Annotated in this window: 27 protein-coding genes and 1 pseudogene; 22 read left to right on the top strand and 6 right to left on the bottom strand. The window is 29.9% G+C overall.

The genetic code is table 11. The features are described 5' to 3' along the window. Positions 1–9 precede the first annotated feature (9 nt). Together ABDZ93_RS02940 and ABDZ93_RS02935 are read left to right on the top strand one after the other, a co-directional pair. Entirely contained in the window at positions 10–1,005 is a 996-nt protein-coding gene (locus ABDZ93_RS02940; protein WP_343823477.1) for a sulfide/dihydroorotate dehydrogenase-like FAD/NAD-binding protein, read from the top strand. After that, on the top strand, positions 1,002–2,279 hold the full coding sequence (locus tag ABDZ93_RS02935) for an FAD-dependent oxidoreductase (protein WP_343823475.1): 1,278 nt from the start codon (positions 1,002–1,004) through the stop codon (positions 2,277–2,279). Before ABDZ93_RS02940 ends, ABDZ93_RS02935 begins: the two co-directional genes overlap by 4 nt. A 97-nt stretch (positions 2,280–2,376) precedes the next feature. Here ABDZ93_RS02935 and ABDZ93_RS02930 read toward each other — a convergent pair whose 3' ends face one another. Both ABDZ93_RS02930 and ABDZ93_RS02925 read right to left on the bottom strand, forming a co-directional pair. Beyond that, positions 2,377–2,805 (bottom strand): ImmA/IrrE family metallo-endopeptidase, encoded by a 429-nt coding sequence (locus ABDZ93_RS02930; RefSeq protein ID WP_343823474.1) that lies wholly within the window; start codon positions 2,803–2,805, stop codon positions 2,377–2,379. A gap of 53 nt (positions 2,806–2,858) precedes the next feature. Then, complete coding sequence (locus ABDZ93_RS02925; RefSeq protein WP_343823472.1) at positions 2,859–3,302, bottom strand: helix-turn-helix domain-containing protein; 444 nt, start codon at positions 3,300–3,302, stop codon at positions 2,859–2,861. A 332-nt stretch (positions 3,303–3,634) separates the two neighbouring features. On the opposite strand from ABDZ93_RS02925, the gene ABDZ93_RS02920 reads away from it, so the two are divergent. From ABDZ93_RS02920 to ABDZ93_RS02855, 14 genes are all read left to right on the top strand, one after another. Next, positions 3,635–4,069: a sigma factor-like helix-turn-helix DNA-binding protein gene (locus ABDZ93_RS02920; RefSeq protein WP_343823469.1), complete on the top strand. Its 435-nt coding sequence runs from the start codon at positions 3,635–3,637 to the stop codon at positions 4,067–4,069. Between the two features lie 466 nt (positions 4,070–4,535). After that, the gene (locus ABDZ93_RS02915; RefSeq protein ID WP_343823467.1) at positions 4,536–4,976 is read left to right on the top strand and encodes a chloramphenicol resistance protein; all 441 of its coding nucleotides are present in this window, start codon (positions 4,536–4,538) and stop codon (positions 4,974–4,976) included. Next, positions 4,969–5,463 carry a hypothetical protein gene (locus ABDZ93_RS02910; protein ID WP_343823465.1) on the top strand — a complete coding sequence of 165 codons (495 nt, stop codon included), beginning with the start codon at positions 4,969–4,971 and terminating at the stop codon, positions 5,461–5,463. The genes ABDZ93_RS02915 and ABDZ93_RS02910 overlap by 8 nt, the downstream gene beginning before the upstream one ends. 15 nt (positions 5,464–5,478) lie before the next feature. After that, positions 5,479–5,820, top strand: a complete 342-nt coding sequence (locus ABDZ93_RS02905; protein WP_343823463.1) for a DUF6673 family protein — start codon at positions 5,479–5,481, stop codon at positions 5,818–5,820. Next, positions 5,820–6,416 (top strand): bacteriophage Gp15 family protein, encoded by a 597-nt coding sequence (locus tag ABDZ93_RS02900; RefSeq protein ID WP_343823461.1) that lies wholly within the window; start codon positions 5,820–5,822, stop codon positions 6,414–6,416. Before ABDZ93_RS02905 ends, ABDZ93_RS02900 begins: the two co-directional genes overlap by 1 nt. A gap of 94 nt (positions 6,417–6,510) precedes the next feature. After that, positions 6,511–6,639, top strand: a complete 129-nt coding sequence (locus tag ABDZ93_RS02895; RefSeq protein ID WP_343823459.1) for a Com family DNA-binding transcriptional regulator — start codon at positions 6,511–6,513, stop codon at positions 6,637–6,639. A gap of 42 nt (positions 6,640–6,681) precedes the next feature. Then, complete coding sequence (locus ABDZ93_RS02890) at positions 6,682–8,868, top strand: phage tail protein (protein ID WP_343823457.1); 2,187 nt, start codon at positions 6,682–6,684, stop codon at positions 8,866–8,868. Then, on the top strand, positions 8,861–9,715 hold the full coding sequence (locus ABDZ93_RS02885) for a phage distal tail protein (protein ID WP_343823455.1): 855 nt from the start codon (positions 8,861–8,863) through the stop codon (positions 9,713–9,715). Before ABDZ93_RS02890 ends, ABDZ93_RS02885 begins: the two co-directional genes overlap by 8 nt. Before the next feature lie 3 nt (positions 9,716–9,718). Continuing rightward, positions 9,719–10,771, top strand: coding sequence for a siphovirus ReqiPepy6 Gp37-like family protein (locus tag ABDZ93_RS02880; protein ID WP_343823454.1), 1,053 nt, complete (start codon positions 9,719–9,721; stop codon positions 10,769–10,771). Position 10,772: 1 nt separating this feature from the next. Continuing rightward, positions 10,773–12,038 carry a hypothetical protein gene (locus ABDZ93_RS02875; protein ID WP_343823452.1) on the top strand — a complete coding sequence of 422 codons (1,266 nt, stop codon included), beginning with the start codon at positions 10,773–10,775 and terminating at the stop codon, positions 12,036–12,038. Then, positions 12,038–12,313 carry a hypothetical protein gene (locus tag ABDZ93_RS02870; RefSeq protein ID WP_343823450.1) on the top strand — a complete coding sequence of 92 codons (276 nt, stop codon included), beginning with the start codon at positions 12,038–12,040 and terminating at the stop codon, positions 12,311–12,313. Before ABDZ93_RS02875 ends, ABDZ93_RS02870 begins: the two co-directional genes overlap by 1 nt. A 2-nt stretch (positions 12,314–12,315) precedes the next feature. Continuing rightward, complete coding sequence (locus ABDZ93_RS02865) at positions 12,316–12,441, top strand: hypothetical protein (protein WP_343823448.1); 126 nt, start codon at positions 12,316–12,318, stop codon at positions 12,439–12,441. A gap of 204 nt (positions 12,442–12,645) precedes the next feature. Next, entirely contained in the window at positions 12,646–13,038 is a 393-nt protein-coding gene (locus ABDZ93_RS02860) for a phage holin family protein (RefSeq protein ID WP_343823447.1), read from the top strand. A gap of 84 nt (positions 13,039–13,122) precedes the next feature. Beyond that, positions 13,123–14,115, top strand: coding sequence for an N-acetylmuramoyl-L-alanine amidase family protein (locus ABDZ93_RS02855; RefSeq protein ID WP_343823445.1), 993 nt, complete (start codon positions 13,123–13,125; stop codon positions 14,113–14,115). Between the two features lie 187 nt (positions 14,116–14,302). On the opposite strand, the gene ABDZ93_RS02850 is transcribed toward ABDZ93_RS02855, so the two are convergent. Then, entirely contained in the window at positions 14,303–14,497 is a 195-nt protein-coding gene (locus ABDZ93_RS02850) for a helix-turn-helix domain-containing protein (protein ID WP_343823443.1), read from the bottom strand. Positions 14,498–14,914: 417 nt separating this feature from the next. Between ABDZ93_RS02850 and ABDZ93_RS02845 the strand changes: the two are divergent. Continuing rightward, positions 14,915–15,256 (top strand): annotated as a pseudogene (locus tag ABDZ93_RS02845) (FAD-dependent oxidoreductase); the annotation flags it as partial. Positions 15,257–15,663: 407 nt separating this feature from the next. Here ABDZ93_RS02845 and ABDZ93_RS02840 read toward each other — a convergent pair. Continuing rightward, positions 15,664–15,912, bottom strand: a complete 249-nt coding sequence (locus ABDZ93_RS02840) for a spore coat protein (protein ID WP_343823442.1) — start codon at positions 15,910–15,912, stop codon at positions 15,664–15,666. 12 nt (positions 15,913–15,924) lie between these two features. Further along, a complete protein-coding gene (locus ABDZ93_RS02835; RefSeq protein WP_343823441.1) occupies positions 15,925–16,110 on the bottom strand; it encodes a hypothetical protein in 186 nt (61 codons plus the stop codon). Between the two features lie 373 nt (positions 16,111–16,483). On the opposite strand from ABDZ93_RS02835, the gene ABDZ93_RS02830 reads away from it, so the two are divergent. Next, positions 16,484–16,783 carry a hypothetical protein gene (locus ABDZ93_RS02830; RefSeq protein ID WP_343823440.1) on the top strand — a complete coding sequence of 100 codons (300 nt, stop codon included), beginning with the start codon at positions 16,484–16,486 and terminating at the stop codon, positions 16,781–16,783. A gap of 255 nt (positions 16,784–17,038) precedes the next feature. Here ABDZ93_RS02830 and ABDZ93_RS02825 read toward each other — a convergent pair whose 3' ends face one another. Further along, a complete protein-coding gene (locus ABDZ93_RS02825) occupies positions 17,039–17,302 on the bottom strand; it encodes a hypothetical protein (protein ID WP_343823438.1) in 264 nt (87 codons plus the stop codon). Between the two features lie 157 nt (positions 17,303–17,459). Between ABDZ93_RS02825 and ABDZ93_RS02820 the strand changes: the two genes are divergently transcribed. The 4 genes from ABDZ93_RS02820 (at position 17,460) to ABDZ93_RS02805 (ending at position 22,677) form a co-directional block, all read left to right on the top strand. Beyond that, positions 17,460–17,600 carry a hypothetical protein gene (locus ABDZ93_RS02820; protein ID WP_343823436.1) on the top strand — a complete coding sequence of 47 codons (141 nt, stop codon included), beginning with the start codon at positions 17,460–17,462 and terminating at the stop codon, positions 17,598–17,600. A gap of 107 nt (positions 17,601–17,707) precedes the next feature. After that, the gene (locus ABDZ93_RS02815; RefSeq protein ID WP_343823434.1) at positions 17,708–18,175 is read left to right on the top strand and encodes a hypothetical protein; all 468 of its coding nucleotides are present in this window, start codon (positions 17,708–17,710) and stop codon (positions 18,173–18,175) included. Between the two features lie 456 nt (positions 18,176–18,631). Beyond that, the gene (locus ABDZ93_RS02810; RefSeq protein ID WP_343823432.1) at positions 18,632–20,710 is read left to right on the top strand and encodes an efflux RND transporter permease subunit; all 2,079 of its coding nucleotides are present in this window, start codon (positions 18,632–18,634) and stop codon (positions 20,708–20,710) included. 2 nt (positions 20,711–20,712) lie between these two features. Next, positions 20,713–22,677, top strand: coding sequence for a hypothetical protein (locus ABDZ93_RS02805; RefSeq protein ID WP_343823430.1), 1,965 nt, complete (start codon positions 20,713–20,715; stop codon positions 22,675–22,677).

Raw genomic sequence — 22,677 nt, 5'->3', positions numbered from 1 at the left:
GCACAGGTAATGGGCTACGAACCATATAACTGTATAGATTGTGGAAGTGAATACTGTCCATGTCATTTAGCAGAGTCAGGAAATTGCATCCTATGTTCTCACTTAGATGGCAAAGACTTTTGTGACTGCGTAAATTGGAATGGAGTGTGCATATATCAGGAATTTATGCAAAATAGTTTTAAGGCAAAGGAAGGAAGGAAACATCGAAGATATCAAATTATAGATAAAGAACTAGTAAATGAAAAACTTATGATATTAAAGATTAAAGTTACTAAAAAACTAGCTAGTGAATTAGTTGGTCCTGGGTCCTTTGTATTTATTAGAAAAGAGGATTGTGAGCAAGCTTTTGATACTCCGATTTGTATTATGGATAGTGATACGGGAAATGATGTTATTACTTTAGCTATTGAATTGAAGGGACTTAAAACAAAGATACTTAAAGATGTAAATGTTAATGAATATGTTTTAATTAAAGGTCCTTTTTGGAATGGCATTTTAGGACTTAATTCAGTGAATACAATTAAAAGAAAGCATTGTGTTTTAGTATGTAGAGGTATAGGTCAAGCACCTATGGTACCTGTTATGGAGAAATTATATAATAATGAAAATACAATTACAGTAATTCTTGATGAAGGAACTTTAGATACAATATTTATAGAAAAGGAATTAAAAAAATACTCTATAAAGGTAATTAAAACAAATACATTACTTATGGGTGGAATTCTTGATTGTAAGTGTAGAAAGGTTTTGGAAGGAATCTTAACTAAGGGAGATGTTGCGTTAGTACATTGTGATGGTGCTGATGTGCTTAGTCATCAAATTATGAAAATTGTAGAAGCTTATGATAAGAATATTGAGTTTTCTTGTTCCAATAATGCAAAAATGTGTTGTGGAGAAGGCGTGTGCGGTTGCTGTACCATTATGAATGATGATGAAAAACTGCGAAGACTGTGTAAGATGCAAACCAGTCCTAAATATATATTCGAAGGGAGAAGATTATATTGAAGATAATTATTATAGGCGGGGGTTGGTCTGGTTGTGCAGCTGCAATTTCTGCACGTAAAGCCGGAGCTGAAGTTGAAATAATTGAAAAAACAGATTTATTACTAGGACTTGGAAATGTTGGCGGAATTATGAGGAATAATGGAAGATATACAGCAGCAGAGGAGCTTATAGCCCTAGGAGCTGGAGATTTAATAAACATAACTGATGCTAATACACTCCACAAAAATATAGATTTTCCAGGTCATGAACATGCATGGCTTTACAATGTAAATAGAATAGAGCCAGCGGTAAGAAGACACATTGAAAAAATGGGAATAAAAATGAGATTTGTAAGTCGTGTAGTAGATGTAAATATGGAAGGAATTAAGATTAAGGGAATTTATCTTAGTAATGGTGAATATATAGAAGCGGATGTATTTGTGGAAACTACTGGTTCTACAGGACCTATGGGAAATTGTTTACGCTATGGAAATGGTTGCTCTATGTGTATTTTAAGATGCCCAGCCTTTGGACCAAGAGTAAGTATTAGTTATAGAGCAGGAATAGAAGATATTAAAGGTGAAAGGCAAGAAGATGTATTTGGAGCTTTCAGCGGCTCATGTAAGTTGGAAAAGGATAGTTTATCAGAGAAAATAGTAAAACAGTTAGACGAGAAAGGAGTAGTAGTATTAAAGGTTCCACTTGAAGATATTAATACCGATAAGTTAAAGCAAAAGGTTTGTCAGCAGTATGCACTAAAGGAATTTGCAGAAAATATAGTGCTTTTGGATACAGGCCATGCAAAATTGATGACTTCTTATTACCCGTTAGATAAACTTAGAAAAATTGAAGGTCTTGAAGAGGCAAAATTTGTAGATCCATATGCAGGTGGTAAAGGAAATTCCATTAGATATTTATCAGTTGCACCAAGAAGCAATCAGATGAAGGTAGTAGGACTTGATAATTTATTCTGTGCTGGAGAAAAAAGTGGACTTTTTGTAGGACATACCGAAGCTATAACAACTGGTTCTCTAGCAGGACATAATGCTGTTAGAAATGAGCTTGGAATGCCACTGTTAACTCTCCCAAGAAATTTAGCTACTGGGGACATTATAGCTTATGCTAATGAAAAAGTTCAAACCACAGAAGGCAGAAGAAATAGATACACCTTTGCAGGAGCCGAGTACTTTAAGAGAATGAAGGATAATGGACTATATATTTTAGATCCAGAAGAGACTCAAAAAAAGGTAAGAAAGCTAGAGTTAGATAATATTTTCAATCAAAAATTAGTATAGAATACATGATATTTATTATATAAATTTATTTAATAGAAACCATCAAGATATAAGATTAAGTATATCCTGATGGTTTTATTGATGAACTTTTAATAATTCATTTATATAAAAATTTATGTCTTAGAAATTTTATATCTATATTTTCACATTTAGCAATAGTGTTTATAGATAAACCTTCATAATTAAGTATTATTGATTTATCAATCAATAATTCAGCTGCAAATTGATCAGCTTGCATTTCATATTTACCTTTAACTTGAGTAGTTTTACTTTCTAGAAAAAGTATATTTAGATTACTGTGCAATATAGCATGACCTAGTTCATGAGCACAAGTAAATAACATATCAGTTTCACTTAATCTAATATTTAAGTGAATTATCTTATTTTTTGGAGCATATTGATAAAATCCATGAATAGACCCTAAATCTTCATACATAACTTTTATTCCAAGATAATCACATAATTCTCGAGGATCATTAGTCTTATATTTTTTTACTAAGTTATTTACTAAATTTGAAATTTCCAAAATTATATTCCCCCCCAAAATATGATTAAATTTTACTAAATAAAATATAAAAATTATTTTTTATATTTTTTAGGGGTATATTTTATCTTATTCATTTTCTTAGCGTATTCGATCCCATTTTGAATAGCTGATTTCAATAATTCCCAATCTTCATCATTAATTGGATTACCTGAAAGCATAAGACCTTCTTGATTTTCTAAAGATTCCAAGGTACTATTAAAAATTTTTTCAATATCTTTTTTGTCTTTTGGATTTAAATCTAAATCATCAAGAGTAGATTTTTTAGGTGATGATATATCACTTCTTCCAAGCAAATAGTCTACAGAGACAGAGAAAAAATCGGCAATTCTTTGAAGTAATTCGTTTTCAGGTATTGCTTTATCATTTTCATATTTAGAAATTGAACTATTATCTATTAAAAGAATATCTGCTAATGCTTTTTGTGTTAATCCATGTTTTTTTCGAAGTTCTTTTAACCTAATACCGAGTGTGTTCATATATTTACACCTCCTATAATTATATTATATCCATATTTGAATTAAAATCAACAATAGTTGAAATAAAATCAAAAAAGCTTTAATATATCTTGACAACTTGAAATTAATTCAATATTATTGGAATATAAATATTGAATTAATTTCAAATTAGGAGGTTATATATGAAATGAATTTTATCTAAAAAAAATAATTTAATAAGAAAAAGTTGTGTAAAAGAGTGGATGTAAGGTGAGATATACTTTTAAAAAATGAATTATTATATTGATATTAATTCAATATAACATTCCAAAAGACAAATAATAGGATTTGAATTAAATTCAAGGAGGATCAGTATGAATATGAATAAAAAAATTGAAACTATGCTTTATAACTTTAATCAAACGAAAGCAGAAATAAAAAATATAAAACTAGATATAGAGTTACTAGAAAATGAATATGATGACGGAATTGGTGTAAATTATGTGGAGAAGACAGGAAAAACTAATAAAATTACTTCAACAGTGGAAAATATGATAATAAGAAAAGAGGCTCAAATTAACAGATTAAATTATGCTATAAAAGTTAAAGAGGCTGAAATAAAAAAGATTGAAAATGCTCTAGAAATTCTTACAGATAGGGAAAGAAGTATTATTGAAATGAGATATTTTCATAAGGAAAGTAATAGAAATATTTCAGCAAAGCTTTATATTACAGAGGAATATGTATCAGCAATAAAGTCAAAAGCTATTAAATCTCTTGTAAATATATTCTTTTTAAATTCTTTATAAATTCCTTTTAAACTCTCTTTATATAATCGGTTTAAAGAGGTGCTAGAATAATATCATCGCAGTGGTGATAAGTTATTAAAAGTTGAGTCTTAAGATAATAAATTAGTTTTTAATTTTTAAATAAGAATAATAAAGTTTAGATTACTAATTTATCACTATGAGTTATGGTTAAAAAGTTTTATTAACAAATAAGAAATGAAGCTAAAGGAAAGGGGTGATAATAATGCGGTGACTTTCATATTAAGATTTATAAATTCTTTGAAATATATTAGGATAATTCAAAAAGAAAGAATAGCCTCTAATTTAAAGTAAATAAAATATATATTTAAATTTAATTAGCTAAACAGGATCTAGATAAACCAATTCAATTTTAAAAACTAGCAACCAATGCTCTTAAACTGTGACAATGATTTTAATAAATAGCTAATAGATATTGAGAATATATAAATTAGTAGAGGAGGTAGAAATGAATATAGTAGAAAGTATCAAAGAATATATAGGAACCTGTCCTTATTTAACAAATATTAATGAGGGTATTAATGTTAATTACTTAGGTGAAAATACAGTATCCTATATGATAGAAGAACTCCCTAGAGAACAAATTTTAAAAAAATATATTGATGGTACTAGTCTTAGACAATACTGTTTCATGTTTGTCAGTAGGGAAGTATATGGACAAGATGTAGTACAAAATATAGCTAATAGTAAATTCTATGAAAACTTTGCTAAGTGGCTGGAATTTCAATCAGAACTTAATAATCTACCAGCATTAGATAGTGGTAGAGTGGCACAAAAAATAGAAGCATTAACAAGTGGTTATGTTTTCGAAAAAAATCTAGATAAAGCACAATATAAAATAGAATGTAGAGTGGTATATTACCAAGAAGGAGGAAAAAATAATGAGTAAAGAATCAATACAAAGACATCAAATAGCAGATTATATAAATATAGGTGGAGCAACAGGTACAGAGAAATATGAATTAATGGGAGCAGGTTTTAATACATTAGACGAAAACCCTGCAGCTCAACTTGATACTAAGGTTTATATTAACGATAAGTCATCTTCAACTACAATTAAGTCATACCAAACACAATTCCCATTTACATCAGATTTAATTAAAAGTGAAGGGGCAGTAATGGCATTATACAACGTTGGAAGAAATCATCTTACTGGGTCAGATGCACAATTTGACTATGTTAAAGTTGAACTATTTCAACCAATAGACGGAAGTGAAAATACTTATAAGGCTAGAAAATTTAAAGTAAGTTGTGAAGTTGCTGCACTAGCTGGAGCTGGTGGAGAGACTATTGTAGTATCAGGAAACTTAAATGCAGTAGGAGATTTTATCGAAGGTACATTTAATACTACAACAAAAACATTTACAGCAGTTTAATAGGGGGAATATTTAATGAATATTAATGGAATTGAGCTGGAATTAGATATATTTGATGCCGATGTGGCAGAAAAATATGATAAAGCAATAAAAAAAGTAATGAATATAGAAGAAGACACAAAAGATATGTCAATTGGCGAAGGAATAAGAACTCAGTGCAGAGCCATCTTTAATGTATTTGATGAACTTTTTGGTGAAGGCACTTATAAAAGAATATTTGGAGATAAAGTTAACTTACTTGAATGCTTAAAGGCTTTTGAGGCTCTCATCACAGGTATAAATGAGAAGGATAAAGAAATTGAACTTATTGCTAATAAGTATTCTTCTAATAGAATTCAAAGACGTTCTAAAAAATAATGAATATTTTAATTGATATTTTGCCTCAAAAAGTTGAAATAGATAATATAGAATATAGAATTAATTATGATTTTCGTACATCAATATTATTTGAGATAATGATGCAGGATGATGAGCTTGATGATAAAGAAAAAATATATAATGCTCTTCTTCTATATTATCCAGTAATACCAGATAATTTAGAAGAAGCAATTAAACAAATTCTTTGGTTTTATAGAGGTGGAAAAGAGATTAATGAAGGAAGTAGTGGAGTAGCTATGGGCAAGAGTACAAGAGCATATAGTTTTGAATATGACGATGATTATATTTACTCCGCTTTTTTAACCCAATATGGCATAGATCTTCAAGACATAGAAGATTTACATTGGTGGAAATTTAAAGCCATGTTTAAATCACTAAAGGAAGAAAATGAAATAGTTAAGATTATGGGATATAGATCTATGACTATAAATAGTAATATGAGTAAAGAACAAAAGGATTTCTACAGCAATATGAAGAAAATCTATGCAATTCCATTAAGTAAATCTAAAAAACAAAAGGTAACAGAAATTGAAAATGCTCTTATGGGAAATGGAGATTTAAGTGGAATACTTTAATTTGTGTATTCTACATAGGAATCAATAGAATAAAAAGTGCTTAGAAAACTAAGCACTTTTTATATTAATAAAGGTGGTGATCTTTATAGTAAAAGTGAAGTGTCCATTTTGTAACAAACTATTAATTAAAGCTGATTACATCAAAGGAGAAATAAAATGTAGTAGATGTAAAAGATTAATAAATATAGAAATAGAAAAGCCAGAGCTTAGAGCCACACCATAGAGTAGTGAGCCATAGCCTGCTTGATAAAAGGCAGGTGAGATTATGTCAAATACAAGTATAAATGAAGAAATAAATGCAACATTAAAAAGCATATTAGAAAACTTAGAATCACAAGGTGAAGAAACTAAAGAGGAAAGTACAAGTATTATTTTAAAATTAACTAGTGCAGCAGCAAAAGAAATAATTAAAGTACAATCTAACTGTATAGATAAAATTGGAGAGGGATTAAAGGAAGATTTTAATAAAATAAATTCTAAAGTAAAAGATCTCTTTAATTCAATGGCAGATACTATTGAAAACTACTCAGGAGGGCTTTCAGAAAAAGTAAGAAGAACTTTTAATACACTAAAAACTGATATTAAGCTTTGTACAATATTAGTAACAGATGTAATGAAAGAAACAAAATGGTTCAAAATGGCATCTTCAACTATAGATAGTGCTAAAAAGGCTTTTGAAAGAATAGGATCTGAAGTAGGAATATCAGGAAAAGGAGCTTTTCTAAAGATTGCTACTGAGGTTGGTAAAGAAGGAGCAAGTGCGTTTATAAATATATCATCTAAAGTTGGAAAGGTAGCATCAACGGCTTTTAGTGGTACTATTAAAGCTATTGGAAAAGTTGGATCTTATGGAATAAAGGCTGGAAAAGAGTTTGCACAAGGAGTATCTAAAATTGCTGAATTTAGTGGAAAGGCAGAGGAAGATATAGCAAAGTTAAATGAAGATGCGGCAGGTATGGAAGATGGTGTGGGTCGTGAAGTTACTTTATTTAAAAGCTCACTAATGAGTCTTGGAAAAGATATGAGTGATGAAATAGATGGCCCATTAAAAGAAATAACAGCTTCAGCGACAGGTATGATAGGAACGCTATCTTCAGCATTCCAAGAAGGTGGCTTTGAAGGACTTGCAGGTAGTATTGGAGGTGTATTTACTGAGGCAATTGCAGGTATAGCTGAAAAAGCTCCTGAATTTATGGGTATTGCAGTTTCAATTATAGAATCATTGATAGCTGGATTCCAAGAAAATATGCCAGTAATAGCAGAATCATCAATACAGATAATAATGCAGCTAGCTGAAGGCATTATTACCATGTTACCTAGTATATTTGAGCTAGGAATTACTTTAATATCTGAATTGTTATTAGGATTAGTAGAAGCTATTCCTCAGTTAATAACTTTAGCACAAGAATCTATTATAAGTATTATGACATTGATAACGGAAAATTTACCATTAATTATGGAAAGTGGATTTCAAATTATTTTAGCGCTTATAAATGGAATATCTGAAATGTTGCCAGAGTTAATACCGCTAGTAATACAAGCCATAACAACTATTATTACATCTATAGGAGAAAATTTACCACTTATACTTCAGAGTGGTATAGATATTCTTGTGGCACTTATTAATGGATTAGCATCAATGTTGCCAGAGCTAATTCCAATGGCTGTACAAGCTTTATTAAATATAGTAGATACTCTCATAGCAAATCTTCCACAAGTTATAGAAGCAGCCATTCAAATAATACTGGCTCTAATACAAGGAATAATTGGAGCATTACCACAATTAATTATGGAAATTCCAAAGATAATAAATGGAATAGTATTAGCAGTTATTAATAACTTACCATCAATTATAGAAGCAGCCATTCAAATAATAGGGGCTCTAATACAAGGACTTATTATAGCAATTCCTACGTTAGTAGGTAGTATACCTACTATAATAGCTGCAATTATAGGAGCTTTTGCTCAAGCTGATTGGATGCAAATAGGTGCAAACTGTTTGGAGGGCTTAAAAAATGGTCTTCTAGCAGGGGTTAGTGCAGTGGTGGATACAGTAAAAAATGTAGCCAGCAGTATAGCAAATGGATTTAAAGACTTTTTTGGAATCCATTCACCATCAACTCTATTTAGAGATATGATAGGTAAAAACCTTATTAAAGGTATTGGGGTAGGGATTGATGTAGAAACTCCAAATCTTGAAAAAGAAGTAGATTGTAATCTAGAGGATCTAACAAGAAAAATGAGAGCTACAATTGATTTTGAAACTACTAAGGTTTCTGGCAATATGGCAATGAGCTCTAGTTATAGAGCTGCTATGGAAACTCCATATTCCATAGTAAATAATAATGATAACGGTGTAAATGAGATTATTAATATATACCAACCAGTAAAATCACCATCTGAAGTTGCAAGAGCAATAAAAATACAAAGAAAGGAGCTTGCATTTGGATAAGTATATAGATATTAAATTAGAATGTAATGGCAAGATTTTAGAGATTGGCAAGGATAAATTATACAAATTAATAAATATAGAAGGAATCTCTAGCTCAGAATATAGTGTAGATATTGTAAATAATGCACAATTTGATGGTGGGACTGTTAAAAGTAAAAGAGTAGAATCAAGACTTATAACTATTACAGCAGAATATCCATCAACAGAGGATACAGAAACTAGAAGACAAAACCTAATTAGATTTTTTAATCCTTATTTAACTGGAAAGTTATATGTAAACTACTCTGGAGTTAAGAGGGTAATTAATTATGAGGTAGCAGGTTTTAAAGATAGTAGAGAGAATTTATATGATCCACTTAAATTTATTATTAATCTGATATGTCCTAATCCATTTTTTAAAGATGAGAGAGAGTTTAGTAAAAATATGGCTGGTAAAATTAATAGTATTACTGTACCTTTCACTATTCCAGCAAATGGTATGATTATGTCGGCTAAAGTATTGAGACAAGAGGCTACAATAATTAATAATGGAGATAAAGATACAGGGTTAATTATCTCATTTATGGCAAAGGGTGAGGTGAGCAATCCAAAGATAGAAAACTTAACTACAGGAAAATTTTTAAGGATAGTAGTGGACTTGATGCCTGGTGATATTCTCACAATTAATACGAATAAAGGGAATAAGAGGATAGAACTAAATGGGAAAAATATTTCTCAAAAAATGGATCGTTCTAGCTCTTTTATTGACATGCAGGTAGGAGAAAATATATTAAAATATAGTGCTGATAAAGGATATACAAATCTTAATGTTTATCCAAAGTGGACAGCTGAATTCTTTGGGGTGTAGGACATGGTAGAACTAATTATACTAAATAACAAATTTGAACCAATAGGATTTATAGATGAGTTCACATCTCTTATATGGACTAGAAGATATTACAATGTTGGGGAGTATGAGTTATATATAGATTCAAAATATTTTCAGTTATTAGGAAAGGGAGGATATATTTATAGTTCTAGCTTCAGAGAAGTTGGAATTATAGAAACTTATTCTTATATAAAGGAAGATAGTCAATGTACTATTAAAGGTAGATTTATAGAGGCTTTACTTAGTTATAGAGTTATAGATAAAATACAAAATCTGAATGGAACAGCTGAAAATATTGTTAGAAATCTTGTAAATAACTTTGCAATTGCTAATAAACCTATAAATAAACTTCAATTAGGTAATGCGAATGGACTAGGTACAAGTATTGCATTACAAGTTGAATATGAAAATCTATGCGAAAAAATATATGATATTGTAGCTACTCAGGATTTATCTATAAGAGTTAAATACAATTATGAAGAGGATAAAATGTATTTTGAAGTGTGGCAAGGAATAGATAGAACGGAAAACCAAAGTTCAAATTCAATTGTTGTATTTAGTGATGAATATGAGAACATTTCTACGTCTACCTATGAGTGTAATCATAAAGAATATAAAAACTTTGCTTATGTAGTTGGAGAAGGAGAGGGAGATATTAAAGTAATTACTGCTGTAGATTTAACAAATGGTAATGAGCGAAGAGAAATTTTCTTCGAAGTCAGAGATAAACAAGATGAATTAACCATAGAGGAGTATAAAAAAGTATTATATCAAAAGGGAATTGAAAAACTATATGAATATGGAAATGTTGAAAATGTTAATACTACATTTAATTCTCAATCTAATCTTAAATATAAAGTAGATTATGATTTAGGTGATTTATGTAGTTATGTGGATAATGAGTTAGATATAGTAGTTAATCAGCGAATTACTGAAATAACTGAAGTATATGAAAATAATAAGCACGATATTTCTATAGTATTTGGTAAAGAAGAAAAAACAATAATGCAAAAATTAAATAGAGAGGTGAAGTAAAATGTCAATTATAAGTGGAATATTTCCTAGTGAAATTGTAGATATAGACGAAAGTGGGCTACCTATTTATGATAGGGCTGTGGACGAAGAATATTTTGCAAAGTACCATAGTGAATTTTTAAGTAATGGAGTATATGCTAATCCATCAAATAATTTTCAAGTAATGGCTAATGAATTGATGAAATTGAAATTAAAGGCAGGTAGCTGTTTTATAAACGGTTATTATGCTTATGATAACTTTGATGGAGAGATAACTCTTGAGCCAGCAAGTTCAGATCTAAATAGAATAGATAGAATTGTAACAAGGTTAGATCGAATAAATAGAAAAATATCTATAGAGGTAAAAAAGGGTGCCTATGGAACTACTTCATATTTAGCACCTAGCCTACAAAGGGATGATGATATATGGGAGTTGGGGCTTGCAGATGTATTAGTTAAAAAGGGTACAACCCAAATAGTACAAGCCAATATAACAGATCTAAGAGCTATACAAGAATATTGCGGTTATGTATATAATCCAATGCAAAATATAGATACTACAGATTTATTTGCTCAATATGATAACTCCTTTGAAGTATGGTTTCAACATGTTAAAGAGCAGCTAAGTACTGATGCAGCTGGAAATTTACAGAAACAGATTGATACACATACTTCGCAATTGGGTGACTTCATGAATTTTTTAAATGATGGTGGATATGTTGGAACATTAAATTTTCAACAAGCTCAACCAAGTGTTGATGGGATAATTACTTCAAAACAGATGTTAGGGCTATATAATTCAACTACTGGAATAGTACTTGCTGAAAACGCTATACATCCTAGCTCGACCAATGCTAAAAAAATAAACATAGGAATAATAGGTAATGAGTTTAAGGATTTATACCTAGATGGTGTAGGTTCGATTAAAGGTTCAGTAATCGTAGAAAGTGGCAGTAATGCAAATGGCCGTTATATAAAATTTGGGGATGGAACTATGTTTTGTTATGGTACTCGTTCATTTTCAGAAGTACCGATAACTGCACTGGTAGGTTCATTATATTACGCAACAGGAGATAAGACTACTCTAGGAGCATACCCAGCAACATTTTCTTCAGGTAGTACTATAGCTGTAAGTTTTGATGTTGCATCCAATAATAATTATATAGTTTGGTTAGCTCAGGCTACGTCAACCACAAACACAAACTTACCTTATGTAAATGTAATGAGACCATCTGCTATGACAGCAGATATTAAAATAAGTTTTACAGCAATAGGAAGGTGGAAATAATGAAAATATATTTAAGTCCTCAACAAAATAATGAAAAAATTGAATATAGTTTTAATGGAGAGGTTGTAAGTGTAGAATATAAAGGGGTTAAAGATAATTTTGATTTATCAACATTCCCTGAAGGTGCACAATTCGAAGGAGTTGAAACTACACTAGACATCAATCCCATTGTAGATGTCAAAAGAGAAAATGGAGTATTATTTGTAACTTTATTAAATTTCATTAGTTCTAATGCAACAGAGAAAGAAAAGTTCCCAGAGTGGATGGAGGTATAGCTATGGCAGATATTAAGTTTAAGACTAAAGAAGAACTTGAAGCTGAAAAAAATAATAGACCTAAAACAGAGCTTGAAATATTAAAAGAAACAGTAGAAGAACTAGTATTAGCTAATTTGGGGGTGTAGAGTATGTTTGAAACATTGGCGAAATTATGGAGAGATGGGAGATTGCCTGAGGTTGGTCTAGACAGAGCTATACAGAAAGGTTGGATAATAGAAGAACAAAAGGTAATTATAATAGAGCAATAGAAAGATATTGTGAACCAAACAGATCTTAAGAGATTAGAGAAATCTAGTCTCTTTTATTTTTACAAGAAAGGACGGTGTAAAATGGATAACATATTAAACTACATTAAAGTTTTAGTGACAACTATAGGAACAGGTTTGACGTGGCTCTTAGGGAGTTGGGACACTGCATTATGCGTATTAATAATTTTTATGGTGTTGGACTATAGTACAGGTCTATTAAGAGCTTATGTTAATAAAGAAGTGTCTAGTGATGTAGGACTTAAAGGAATAGCAAGAAAAGCAGTTATATTTGTAGTTCTTATAGTTGCAGTAATGCTAGATAGGCTTTTAAATACTGGTACATGGGTATTTAGAACCCTTGTATGTTATTTTTATATCTGCAACGAAGGTATAAGCTTGCTAGAGAATTGTGCTGGACTTGGAGTACCTATACCAGAAAGGCTCAAGAATGCTTTAGTACAGTTAAAAGATTGAGAAAAGAAAGAGTTAAATAATTATTTTACAGAGTAAGGGAAACCTTGCTCTTTTATTTTATCTAAATTTAAGGCGGAATTGATTATGGCAGATTATATTGTATGTTTAGATGCTGGTCATGGGGGAAGTGATCCAGGTGCATCGTATGGAAATCTTATAGAAAAGAATATAGTACTAGTAGCAGCTTTAACTTGCAGAAATGTACTTAAAGAACATGGTGTACAAGTAATATTAACTAGAACAACAGATACTTACGTAACATTATCTCAAAGAGCTCAAATAGCTAATAATGCTATAGCTAATTACTTTGTATCTATCCATTGTAATGCAGGCGGTGGAGATAGGGGAGAAGTTATTTCTTCTATCTATAGAGGAAAGGGATTAGAATTATCCAATAAAATTGCAGCAGAAATGAAAGCTATTGGACAAGATACAGTTAAGCAATATGATAAGAAAGGTGATGGTGGAACTGATTACTATGCAGTAATTAGAGAAACTAACATGGACGCAGTAATTGTAGAATGTGCTTTCCTAGATAACACTACAGATAATCAAATAATAGATACTATTGCAGAACAAGAAGCCTTTGGTGTAGCTATAGCTAAAGGTATATTAAAACACTTAGGGATGATTACTGAAGTATCTAAGCCTACACCAGAACCAGTTCCAACACCTCCACCAACACCAAGTAAAAAGAAGATAGATTCTTTTATCAAGGTGGATAATTTCTCTTGGGTTAAGAACTTAGAGGACTTTGCAGGGTGGTTAGGAACTCCGATAAAGAATTTATATGCATATCCTTCTCAAGGTGAAATACTATTTAGGGTATCTCCTGTTAATAGAGATTATTATTCTTGGGTACAGAACTATAAATCATCCAATGGAAATTATGATTTTGCTGGTAACGGTATAGCGATAGATAGAGTTCAAATGAAACTTAAGGGGTTAAATGGATATTCTATAAGATATAGAGTACATCTGTTAGGAGGTTATTGGATTGAGTGGGTTAAGGACGATACAGACTTTGCAGGTATAGTAGGAAGAACTATAGATGCAATCGAAGTTGAAATAATATAATTTAAAGGCTAGTAGGGAATAAAATCCTTACTAGCCTGTTTTTCTTTTGTATAAGCACATGTTAAGAGTGAACTCAAATAAAGTATAGACTGTTAATTCTCATTATATACATTAAATATACGGATATTAATATCAGAAAGAAGAGAGCAATTAAAAAGCCTAGAATAAATCTAGGCTTTTACTTCATCTATAAATCCTTTATGTTATCTAAATCAGATAAATCGTTTCCGGTATATTGGTTAAGGAATCGTGATAGCTCTGCTCTAGTTACTTTAAGTCTACCTAATTTTAGACTTATCAATATTTTTTTCTCTATGAGTTTATATACTTTATGTTGGTAAACTTTTAAAATTTTTGCTATTTCAGGAACAGTATAAAGCAATTCATTATTATTTAGATCTGTAGAATCTATATTAGGAGAAACTATTTAAATTTTTCTTTATTGCTTAAATTCCTATTCAGATATATTATTAAAACATAAAGAATATAATTAAATTTCATGGTTGTTATTTTAGGTGAAATTTAAACTGTAGTGCATGTGCAGCTGCAATTTCTGCACGTAAAGCCGAAGAAGAAGTTGAAATAATTGAAAAAATAGATTTATTACTAGGACTTGGAGATGTTGGCGGAATTATGAGGAAGAATGGAAGATATACATCAGCAGAGGAGCTGGAGACTTAATCAACATAACTGATGCTAATACACTCCACAGAAATATAGATTTTCCAGGTCATGAACATGCATGGCTTTACAATGTAAATAGAATAGAGCCAGCGGTAAGAAGACATATTAATAAAATGGGAATAATAATTTATTCTGTGCTGGAGAAAAAAGTGGACTTTTTGTAGGACATACCGAAGCTATAACAACTGGTTCTCTAGCAGGACATAATGCTGTTAGAAATGAGCTTGGAATGCCACTTTTAACTCTTCCAAGAAATTTAGCTACTGGAGATATTATAGCTTATGCTAATGAAAAGGTTCAAACCACAGAAGGTAGAAGAAATAGATATACCTTTGCAGGAGTCAAGTACTTTAAGATAATGAAGGATAACGGACTTTATATTTTAGAGCCAGAAGAAATTCAAAAAAAGGTAAGAAAGCTCGAGTTAGATAATATTTTCAATCAAAAATTAGTATAGAATACATGATATTTATTATTTTAATACGTAATAACTTTAATTTAAGGAGAAAGATAATATAAATACAAAAAACAAAAATACTAATTATAAGTTATTTGCCTTTAGCACAAAATCATAATTTTGATGTACCCAACACAATACAAAGAGTAGTAATTCTCTAACTATGAATTACTACTCTTTATACTTTTCATTAAATATTTAGATAATACATAAATTAATAGTTTTAAATATTAGTGGAGTAACATCAGTATTTAAATTTGGAAGAGACTATTAAACCAATAGTAAGATCAGGTATTCCAGTAACCATAAATCTTATTAAAAGATTAGTATTTTTAATTTTTTATATAAGTATTCAAATTAAAAATACTGATTTTATAGTTTTCATCCATAGAGTTATCTCTCTAAAATTATCCTTGTGAAAGCTGTTGTTTAACAGTAGCAATTTCACTAGCTGATGCTGGTTGAGCTGGAATATAATATCCTTTTTCCATTGCCTTTTTGGAAAGAGCATATTGTCTAGCTTCATCTTGATTCCTAAGAGTTTGAATAGTTCTACGCAACTCTTCATTTTCAGTTTCTGCTATTATTCCACCATATTTGGCTAAGCTTGCATCTAATCCAGCTAAATAATCACTTATCATTTCTTTTTCTTGCATTTCAACTACCTCCTATCCTAAGAAAGCCATTAGCTTTTCTTTACTTGTTTTTGCATCGTTAGCATCTTTTTTTAACATATCTTTTAATTGAATGTCAGTACATTGGTCTGCATAGCAATTTAACTTCTTCTCAATGGTACTGTGTCCTCCAATTAAATGACGTAAATTTTGTAATTCTATTTCACTTAAATTTGCCATATCTATACCTCCAATCTATCATATTTCAATATTAATATTTGCATCTATCCATAATATTATTCTTATTTTTAAACTTCATTTTTAAATGTGAGATTATTAGATTTTATATGAAATTTTGACTATGAAAATACATAAATATTTCTATAGAATACTATTTAAATAGTTGTTTTATTCATGCGGGCTTGAATGGTTTTTATATTTTGAGTAGTATGATTAAAAGAGTTAGAAGAAGGCGGAATTTGATAGATTTTAACAAATATGATATAATGATGATATAGTAGAATATATATGAAAGGTTAAAGAGGTAAGAACAGCAAATAATTTTAATAGATACAAGGAATTACTAGGGAAATTAGACAACTTAGAAGTAAGATTGTGGTATAATAAACGAGATAAAAACATTATTAATGAAATAGATAAATCATTATCAATAAAAGAGCAAGCAATGCAAGCTCACTTTTTAAGAAATAAGTATAGAGCACAAGCTAGAAAATTAATGGCAGATAGGATGTTGGCAGAAGAATTAAATGTTAATAATTCTAATCGACCTTTTGAGTATTATGAAAATAAATATTTAAATCAAGGATATAATGATAATGAGCTTTATGAAAAAATAATAGCTGCATCTACAAGAACAAATAAAATGGTAAACGTAGCATTAGGAATTGCTTAGTGATTCTAAAAATACTACCACCATATTTTCTAGATGAATTTATAAATAATCTAACATGAAGATGTTTTAATTATAAAATGAAATTTATATAATTTGCCTAAAGTGAAATTAAGGGCAGTAGACTAATTAAAGTCTTACTAGCCTTATTTTTATTTCTTTTTATATACGTTAAACTGTAATAAGTTAATATGGAGGAAAATTATTATATAAGTAACCAATAATAAAAGCGAAAGTTAGAATTATTTGGAGGTGTTTTTATGTTTGAACATAAAAACAATTATTACATGAAGTTAAATTTATTGTTGTAGATGATACAAATGTATTACCTAATAAATTAGATACTAGATATGAAAGTATAGTTGTTTTTGGATAAGCATCTTTGTTAAAATAGGAGGATAAATTTGAGAAGGTAGAAGCTTTAAAAGCTATAGTAGAGAAATATGCTCCTAATTTTATAAAAAGTGGTGATTTATGCATAGAAAAGAATTTAGTAAGAGCTAATGTGGTTAAGATATCCATTGACCATATTAGTGGAAAGTCATCTTATCTAGAAGGAGATACAATAAAGTAGTAATTATGTATTTTAAATGAATACTATATATTAATATATTTAGAGATAAGTTTAAAGTATAAGATTGAGATTACCACATATCCTAATTGTGAGGATGGTGATACTATGAGCAATAAGCATAAATTTACTAATAAGCAAATGGCAAAATTAGGACTTAAGAAGACAGATAGGGGAGATTATGATTACATTGACCCTGAAGAAAAAGAAAAATCTAAATATAGAACTGTTAAAAAAGAATCCCAATAAGGATTCTTTTTTATTATAAACTTCTTTAAATATATTGAATATATGGTATAATTTTCATATGAGTATTGATATACATAACATATAGAGAAAAGAGAGGAGATGAAAAAATGAAAAAAGTATTGTTAATTTTAATATGTTTAAGTGTTGTTATAACTTCCATGGTAGGATGCAACAAATCTAGTAAAAGCTCTAATAAGGATGAAAGCAATGTAACTCAAGTTGAGGAATCTTTAGAAGATAATAATGTAAATATAGATATAAGAGACACTGCTATACAAGTTCAAGGTTCACAAGTGGAAAGTGGTGAATTAGAAGGAGAAAAAGTATTTGCAGTAGGAGTTGTATCTTCAATAGATTCTTTGGGGGAAAATATGGATAAAGCTAGTTTTACAATCACACAAAATGAAGGGGAAGATACTAAGTCTTATGTAGTTACATGGGAATTAGGAAAACTTAATTTTCAAAGTCTACAAATATCAAATGGAGATGTAGTTAAGATTTATGGTGTGTTGGAAGGGAAAAATAAAGAAGGCATGCCGATAATTAAATCCTCACTTATGGATTTAGCAATGTAGTGAATGCAAGATAGCAAGGAAGTAATCCTTGCTATTTTTCTTTGGCAAAGTAAATAAATTTTATTATTAATTTAATTGTTACTAAAAATTAATAAGTAAATAATTTGTTAAAGTATCTTTTCCTTTTAATGAAGAGATTTACATATAAGAAAAATATCTTCAATTGTCTGAAAATTTTTATGAAATCAGAATGGCTATTTTCAATGGGTACAACGGAATAATAAAGAATAAAGTTAATTTTTACTGAAGGAAAGTGCAGTTAGCAATTCATTTTTATAAAAAGTTTATTTCAAAAAGGTATAATACTATGAAAAGTCACGAAAAAATGAGAAATAAAGATATGAAAACGTTTTAATGGGAAAAAAATAAGAGGATACAAGGCAAGTAATGATTGATAAAACTGACTGGTCGGTATAAAATTTAAGAATATTGAGGAAAGGGAGATGGACATGAACTATGACAAAAATATCTAAAAAGATAGCCGAAAGTAGAGTTGTAATTTTAGTTGTAGCATTTTTATTACTTATTCCATCTGTATTAGGGTTTATTAAGACTAAAATTAATTACGATATACTAAGCTATCTACCAGATGATTTAGAAACTGTAAGAGCAGAAGAGATTCTAAAAAGGGATTTTGATTGTGGATCTCTTAGTATGCTAATAATGGAAGGTATGGAAGATAAGGATGTAGCAAAGATAAAGGAGAAGGTTGAAAAAATTGAAGGAGTACAAAAGGTATTATGGATAAATGATGTTTTAGATTCGCCAATTCCTAAAGAAATACTTCCTAGTAGTGTACAAGATGTATTTTATGCTAAGGACTCAACCATGATGGTAATAATGTTAGAGGAAGGCAGTGCTAATATTATTACACAAAATGCCGTGGAAGATATAAGAAAGGTAGCTGGAGAACAAAGCTTTTTAAGCGGAATGGCAGGAATAGTTAAAGATACTAAAGACTTATCAGATAAAGAAACCCCTTTTTATGTGTTGATAGCAGTAATATTATCTTTAATAGTTCTAGCACTGACTATGGATTCTGTAGTAATTCCGGTTATATTTTTAGCTAGTATAGGAATTGCTATAATTTATAATATGGGAAGTAATATTATTTTTGGAGAGATATCCTATATAACTAAAGCTTTATCGGCAATATTACAACTTGGAGTTACAATGGATTATTCTATATTTTTGCTTCATAGATATGATGAAGAGAGGGAAATTCAAAAGAATAGGGTATCAGCTATGGCAAATGCTATAGCAAATACAATGACATCTGTAGCAGGAAGCTCATTAACTACAATAGCTGGTTTTTTAGCTCTTTGCACAATGGATTTAGCTTTAGGTAAAGATATAGGACTAGTTATGGCTAAAGGTGTATTACTTGGAGTTATTTGTACAGTAACAATTTTACCGGCTTTAATTCTTACCTTTGATAAAGCTATTCATAAATATAGACATAAAACTTTATTACCAACCTTTGAGAAGACCTCTGAATTTGTAGTAAAGCATCATAAAGCCTTTGTAATAATAGGAATCTTAGTGTTTATACCTGCGTTTATAGGTAAGACCAATGCTAAAGTGTATTACAATTTAGATGAATCTCTTCCAAAGGATTTGCCATCTATAGTTGGCACTAATAAGTTAAAAAATGATTATGGAATGACATCTACAAATATGATTTTAATTAAAGATACCCTTGATAACTATAAGGTTAAAGAAATGACTGATGAATTAGAACAGGTAGAGGGGGTATCCTCAGTAATTGCTCTAGAGAAAATATTAGGACCAAGGGTACCAGAGAGTTTTGTGCCAAAAGATTTATTAGAGAAGGTCAGGTCAGGTGGATATGAGCTCCTTGTAGTAAACTCAGAATACAAGGCAGCGACTGATGAAGTAAAAGAACAACTTGGAAAAATAAATGACATAGTAAAAAAATATGATTCCGATGGCTTAGTAAGTGGAGAAGCTCCATTGACTAATGACTTAATTAACATTTCAGATATAGATTTTAAAAATGTTAGTATAGCATCTATATTAGCTATATTTGCAATAATAGCTCTATTATTTATGTCATTAAGCTTACCAATAATTTTGGTTCTTACCATTGAACTTGCTATATTTATAAATTTAGGAATTCCGTTCTACACAGGAAGTGTAATTCCTTTCATAGCTTCAATAGTAATAGGAACAATACAATTAGGAGCTACAGTGGACTATGCTATTTTGTTAACATCTAGATTTAAAGAAGAACTTGAAAAAACTTCAGATAAAATGGAAGCCATGAGAATATCAATTCAAAACTCTTCTAGATCAATAATAACTAGTGCTTTAACATTCTTTGGAGCTACAGCTGGAGTTGGCATTATATCTAAACTAGAAATGGTAAGTTCTCTATGTACATTAATGGCTAGAGGAGCAATAATAAGTATGTTTGTAATTCTATTTGTATTACCAGGAATTCTGTTAATTAGTGAAAAAGTTATAATAAAAACAAGTAAAAATTTTGTAAAAAAGGTTGAGGAGGCTGCATAAAAATGAAAAGAAAAGCGTTATCTAAGAGAGTTATAGTGCTAGCTACAGTAGCAGCTATTATGACTTCTACAGTAGCAATGGCACAAGAAATAAATAAGGATGAAACAGTATATGTAATTTTAGATAGTAATGGAAAACCAGAACAAAAGATAGTATCTACTTGGATAAATGGTGAAGAAAATCTAGGAGAATTTAAGGACAAATGTAATTTAGATAATATAAAAAATGTTAAAGGTGAAGAATCTCCAGCTATAAGTGGAGATGAATTAACTTGGAAGGTAGATGGGAAAGATCTTTATTATGAAGGAGAAAGTAAGAGAGAACTTCCTATATTAGTCAATCTAAATTATGAGATTGATGGAAAAAAGGTAGAGCCTAAGGAAGCTCTAGGACAATCAGGTAAGTTTAAAATAACTTTAACAGTAAAAAATAATGAATCACGAACAGCTAAAATCAATGGGGAGAATAAAACATTATATGTTCCTTTTGTCACTGTTTCAGAAATTATGTTATCTAATGATAACTTTAAGGATGTGAAGGTGGATAATGGCAAGCTTATTCAAAATGGCAATAATTCCTCAATTACCTTTGTATCTGCACCAGGATTAAAAGAGTCTTTAAATTTAGGAAGTATATTAGATATTAAAGATACTCTAGTAATAGAAGGTACAACCACAAACTTTAGTGTACCAGCGATAATGATGGTAGCAACTACAGAAGCTCTAGATTTAGAAAATATTAGTGGTGATGATAGTTTAGATAGTTTGAAAGATTCTCTAGAGCAACTTCAAAATGGTGGAGATGAATTATTAGAAGGTTCAAAAAAGCTAGTAGATGGACAAGAACAATTAAGTACTAACTATGCTAAATTTAATGATGGGATAGGAACTTTTAAAAATGGAGTTTCAGATTTAAGTAATGGAATAGACACCTTATCTAATAATACTCCTAGCTTAAAAGCTGGAGCTGATAAGTTACAAAATGGACTTTCACAATTTAAAAATGCTCAAGGACAATTTTCTGAAGGAATGGAAAATTATGAAGAAAATGCTACTAAGTTATTTACGGCATATAATTCTATAGATGGAGGTATAAATTCATGTTTAACTGGTTCAACTCAGCTAAAAATGGGATTAGCTGCAGGTAGTGAAGGATTAGAAAATCTTAATAAGTCTACAGCAAATTTAGATGCTATAGCAGCTCAATTAGATGCAATGGGAGCTTCAGTAGCAAGTGTTAATCCTGAATTAGCGGCTAATATTGCAAAGGCAAGCGGCGGAATTAAAGCTGTATCTAATGGTCAAAAGGATGGCATAGGAAAACTACAACAAGGAATGAAAGGTGCTTCTATTGGTGCAGGTGAGCTTGAAGAAGGATTAACTGGACTTTCTAAGGGTTCAGAGGAATTTAAGAATAAAGGAGAACTATTATTACAAGGCACTAATACTTTAAAAGAAAGCTCAGTAAAACTTAATGGAGCGTCAGAAGAGTTGTATAATGGAAGTACAGCACTATCTCAAGGAGTTGGTTCTTTAGTAAATGGTACTAATAAGTTAAAAGCAGGAGGATCAGCATTATTAAATGGAAGTAATGCACTATATGATAATTCCGGAAAATTATTAAATGGTATAAATCAATTAAAAGAAGGCAATACAGAACTTTATAAGGGTGTTGTTAAATTAAAAGAAGAAGGCTTAGATAAGTTAAATGAAAAAGGTAATACTGCCATAAAGGATATTGAAGGAGTAGTTGAAGCTAAGGATGAACTTGTAAAACTTTCTAAGGAATATGGTACTTTTTCAGGTTTGGATAATTCTATGAATGGAAAAGTTAAATTCATTATGAGAACAGAGGAAGTTAAGGCTGATACAGATAATAAAGCAGCTAAAGAAGACAAAGCAGAAACTGAAACAGTTAAAGAAGAAAAAGGTTTCTTTAAAAGTTTACTAAATATTTTCAAAAAGTAG

It is taken from the genome of Clostridium subterminale (assembly GCF_039521425.1).
GTDB lineage: Bacteria > Bacillota > Clostridia > Clostridiales > Clostridiaceae > Clostridium_J > Clostridium_J subterminale.
The sequence above is the reverse complement of the archived record's forward strand: the minus strand, read 5'-3'. Positions and strand labels throughout refer to the sequence as shown.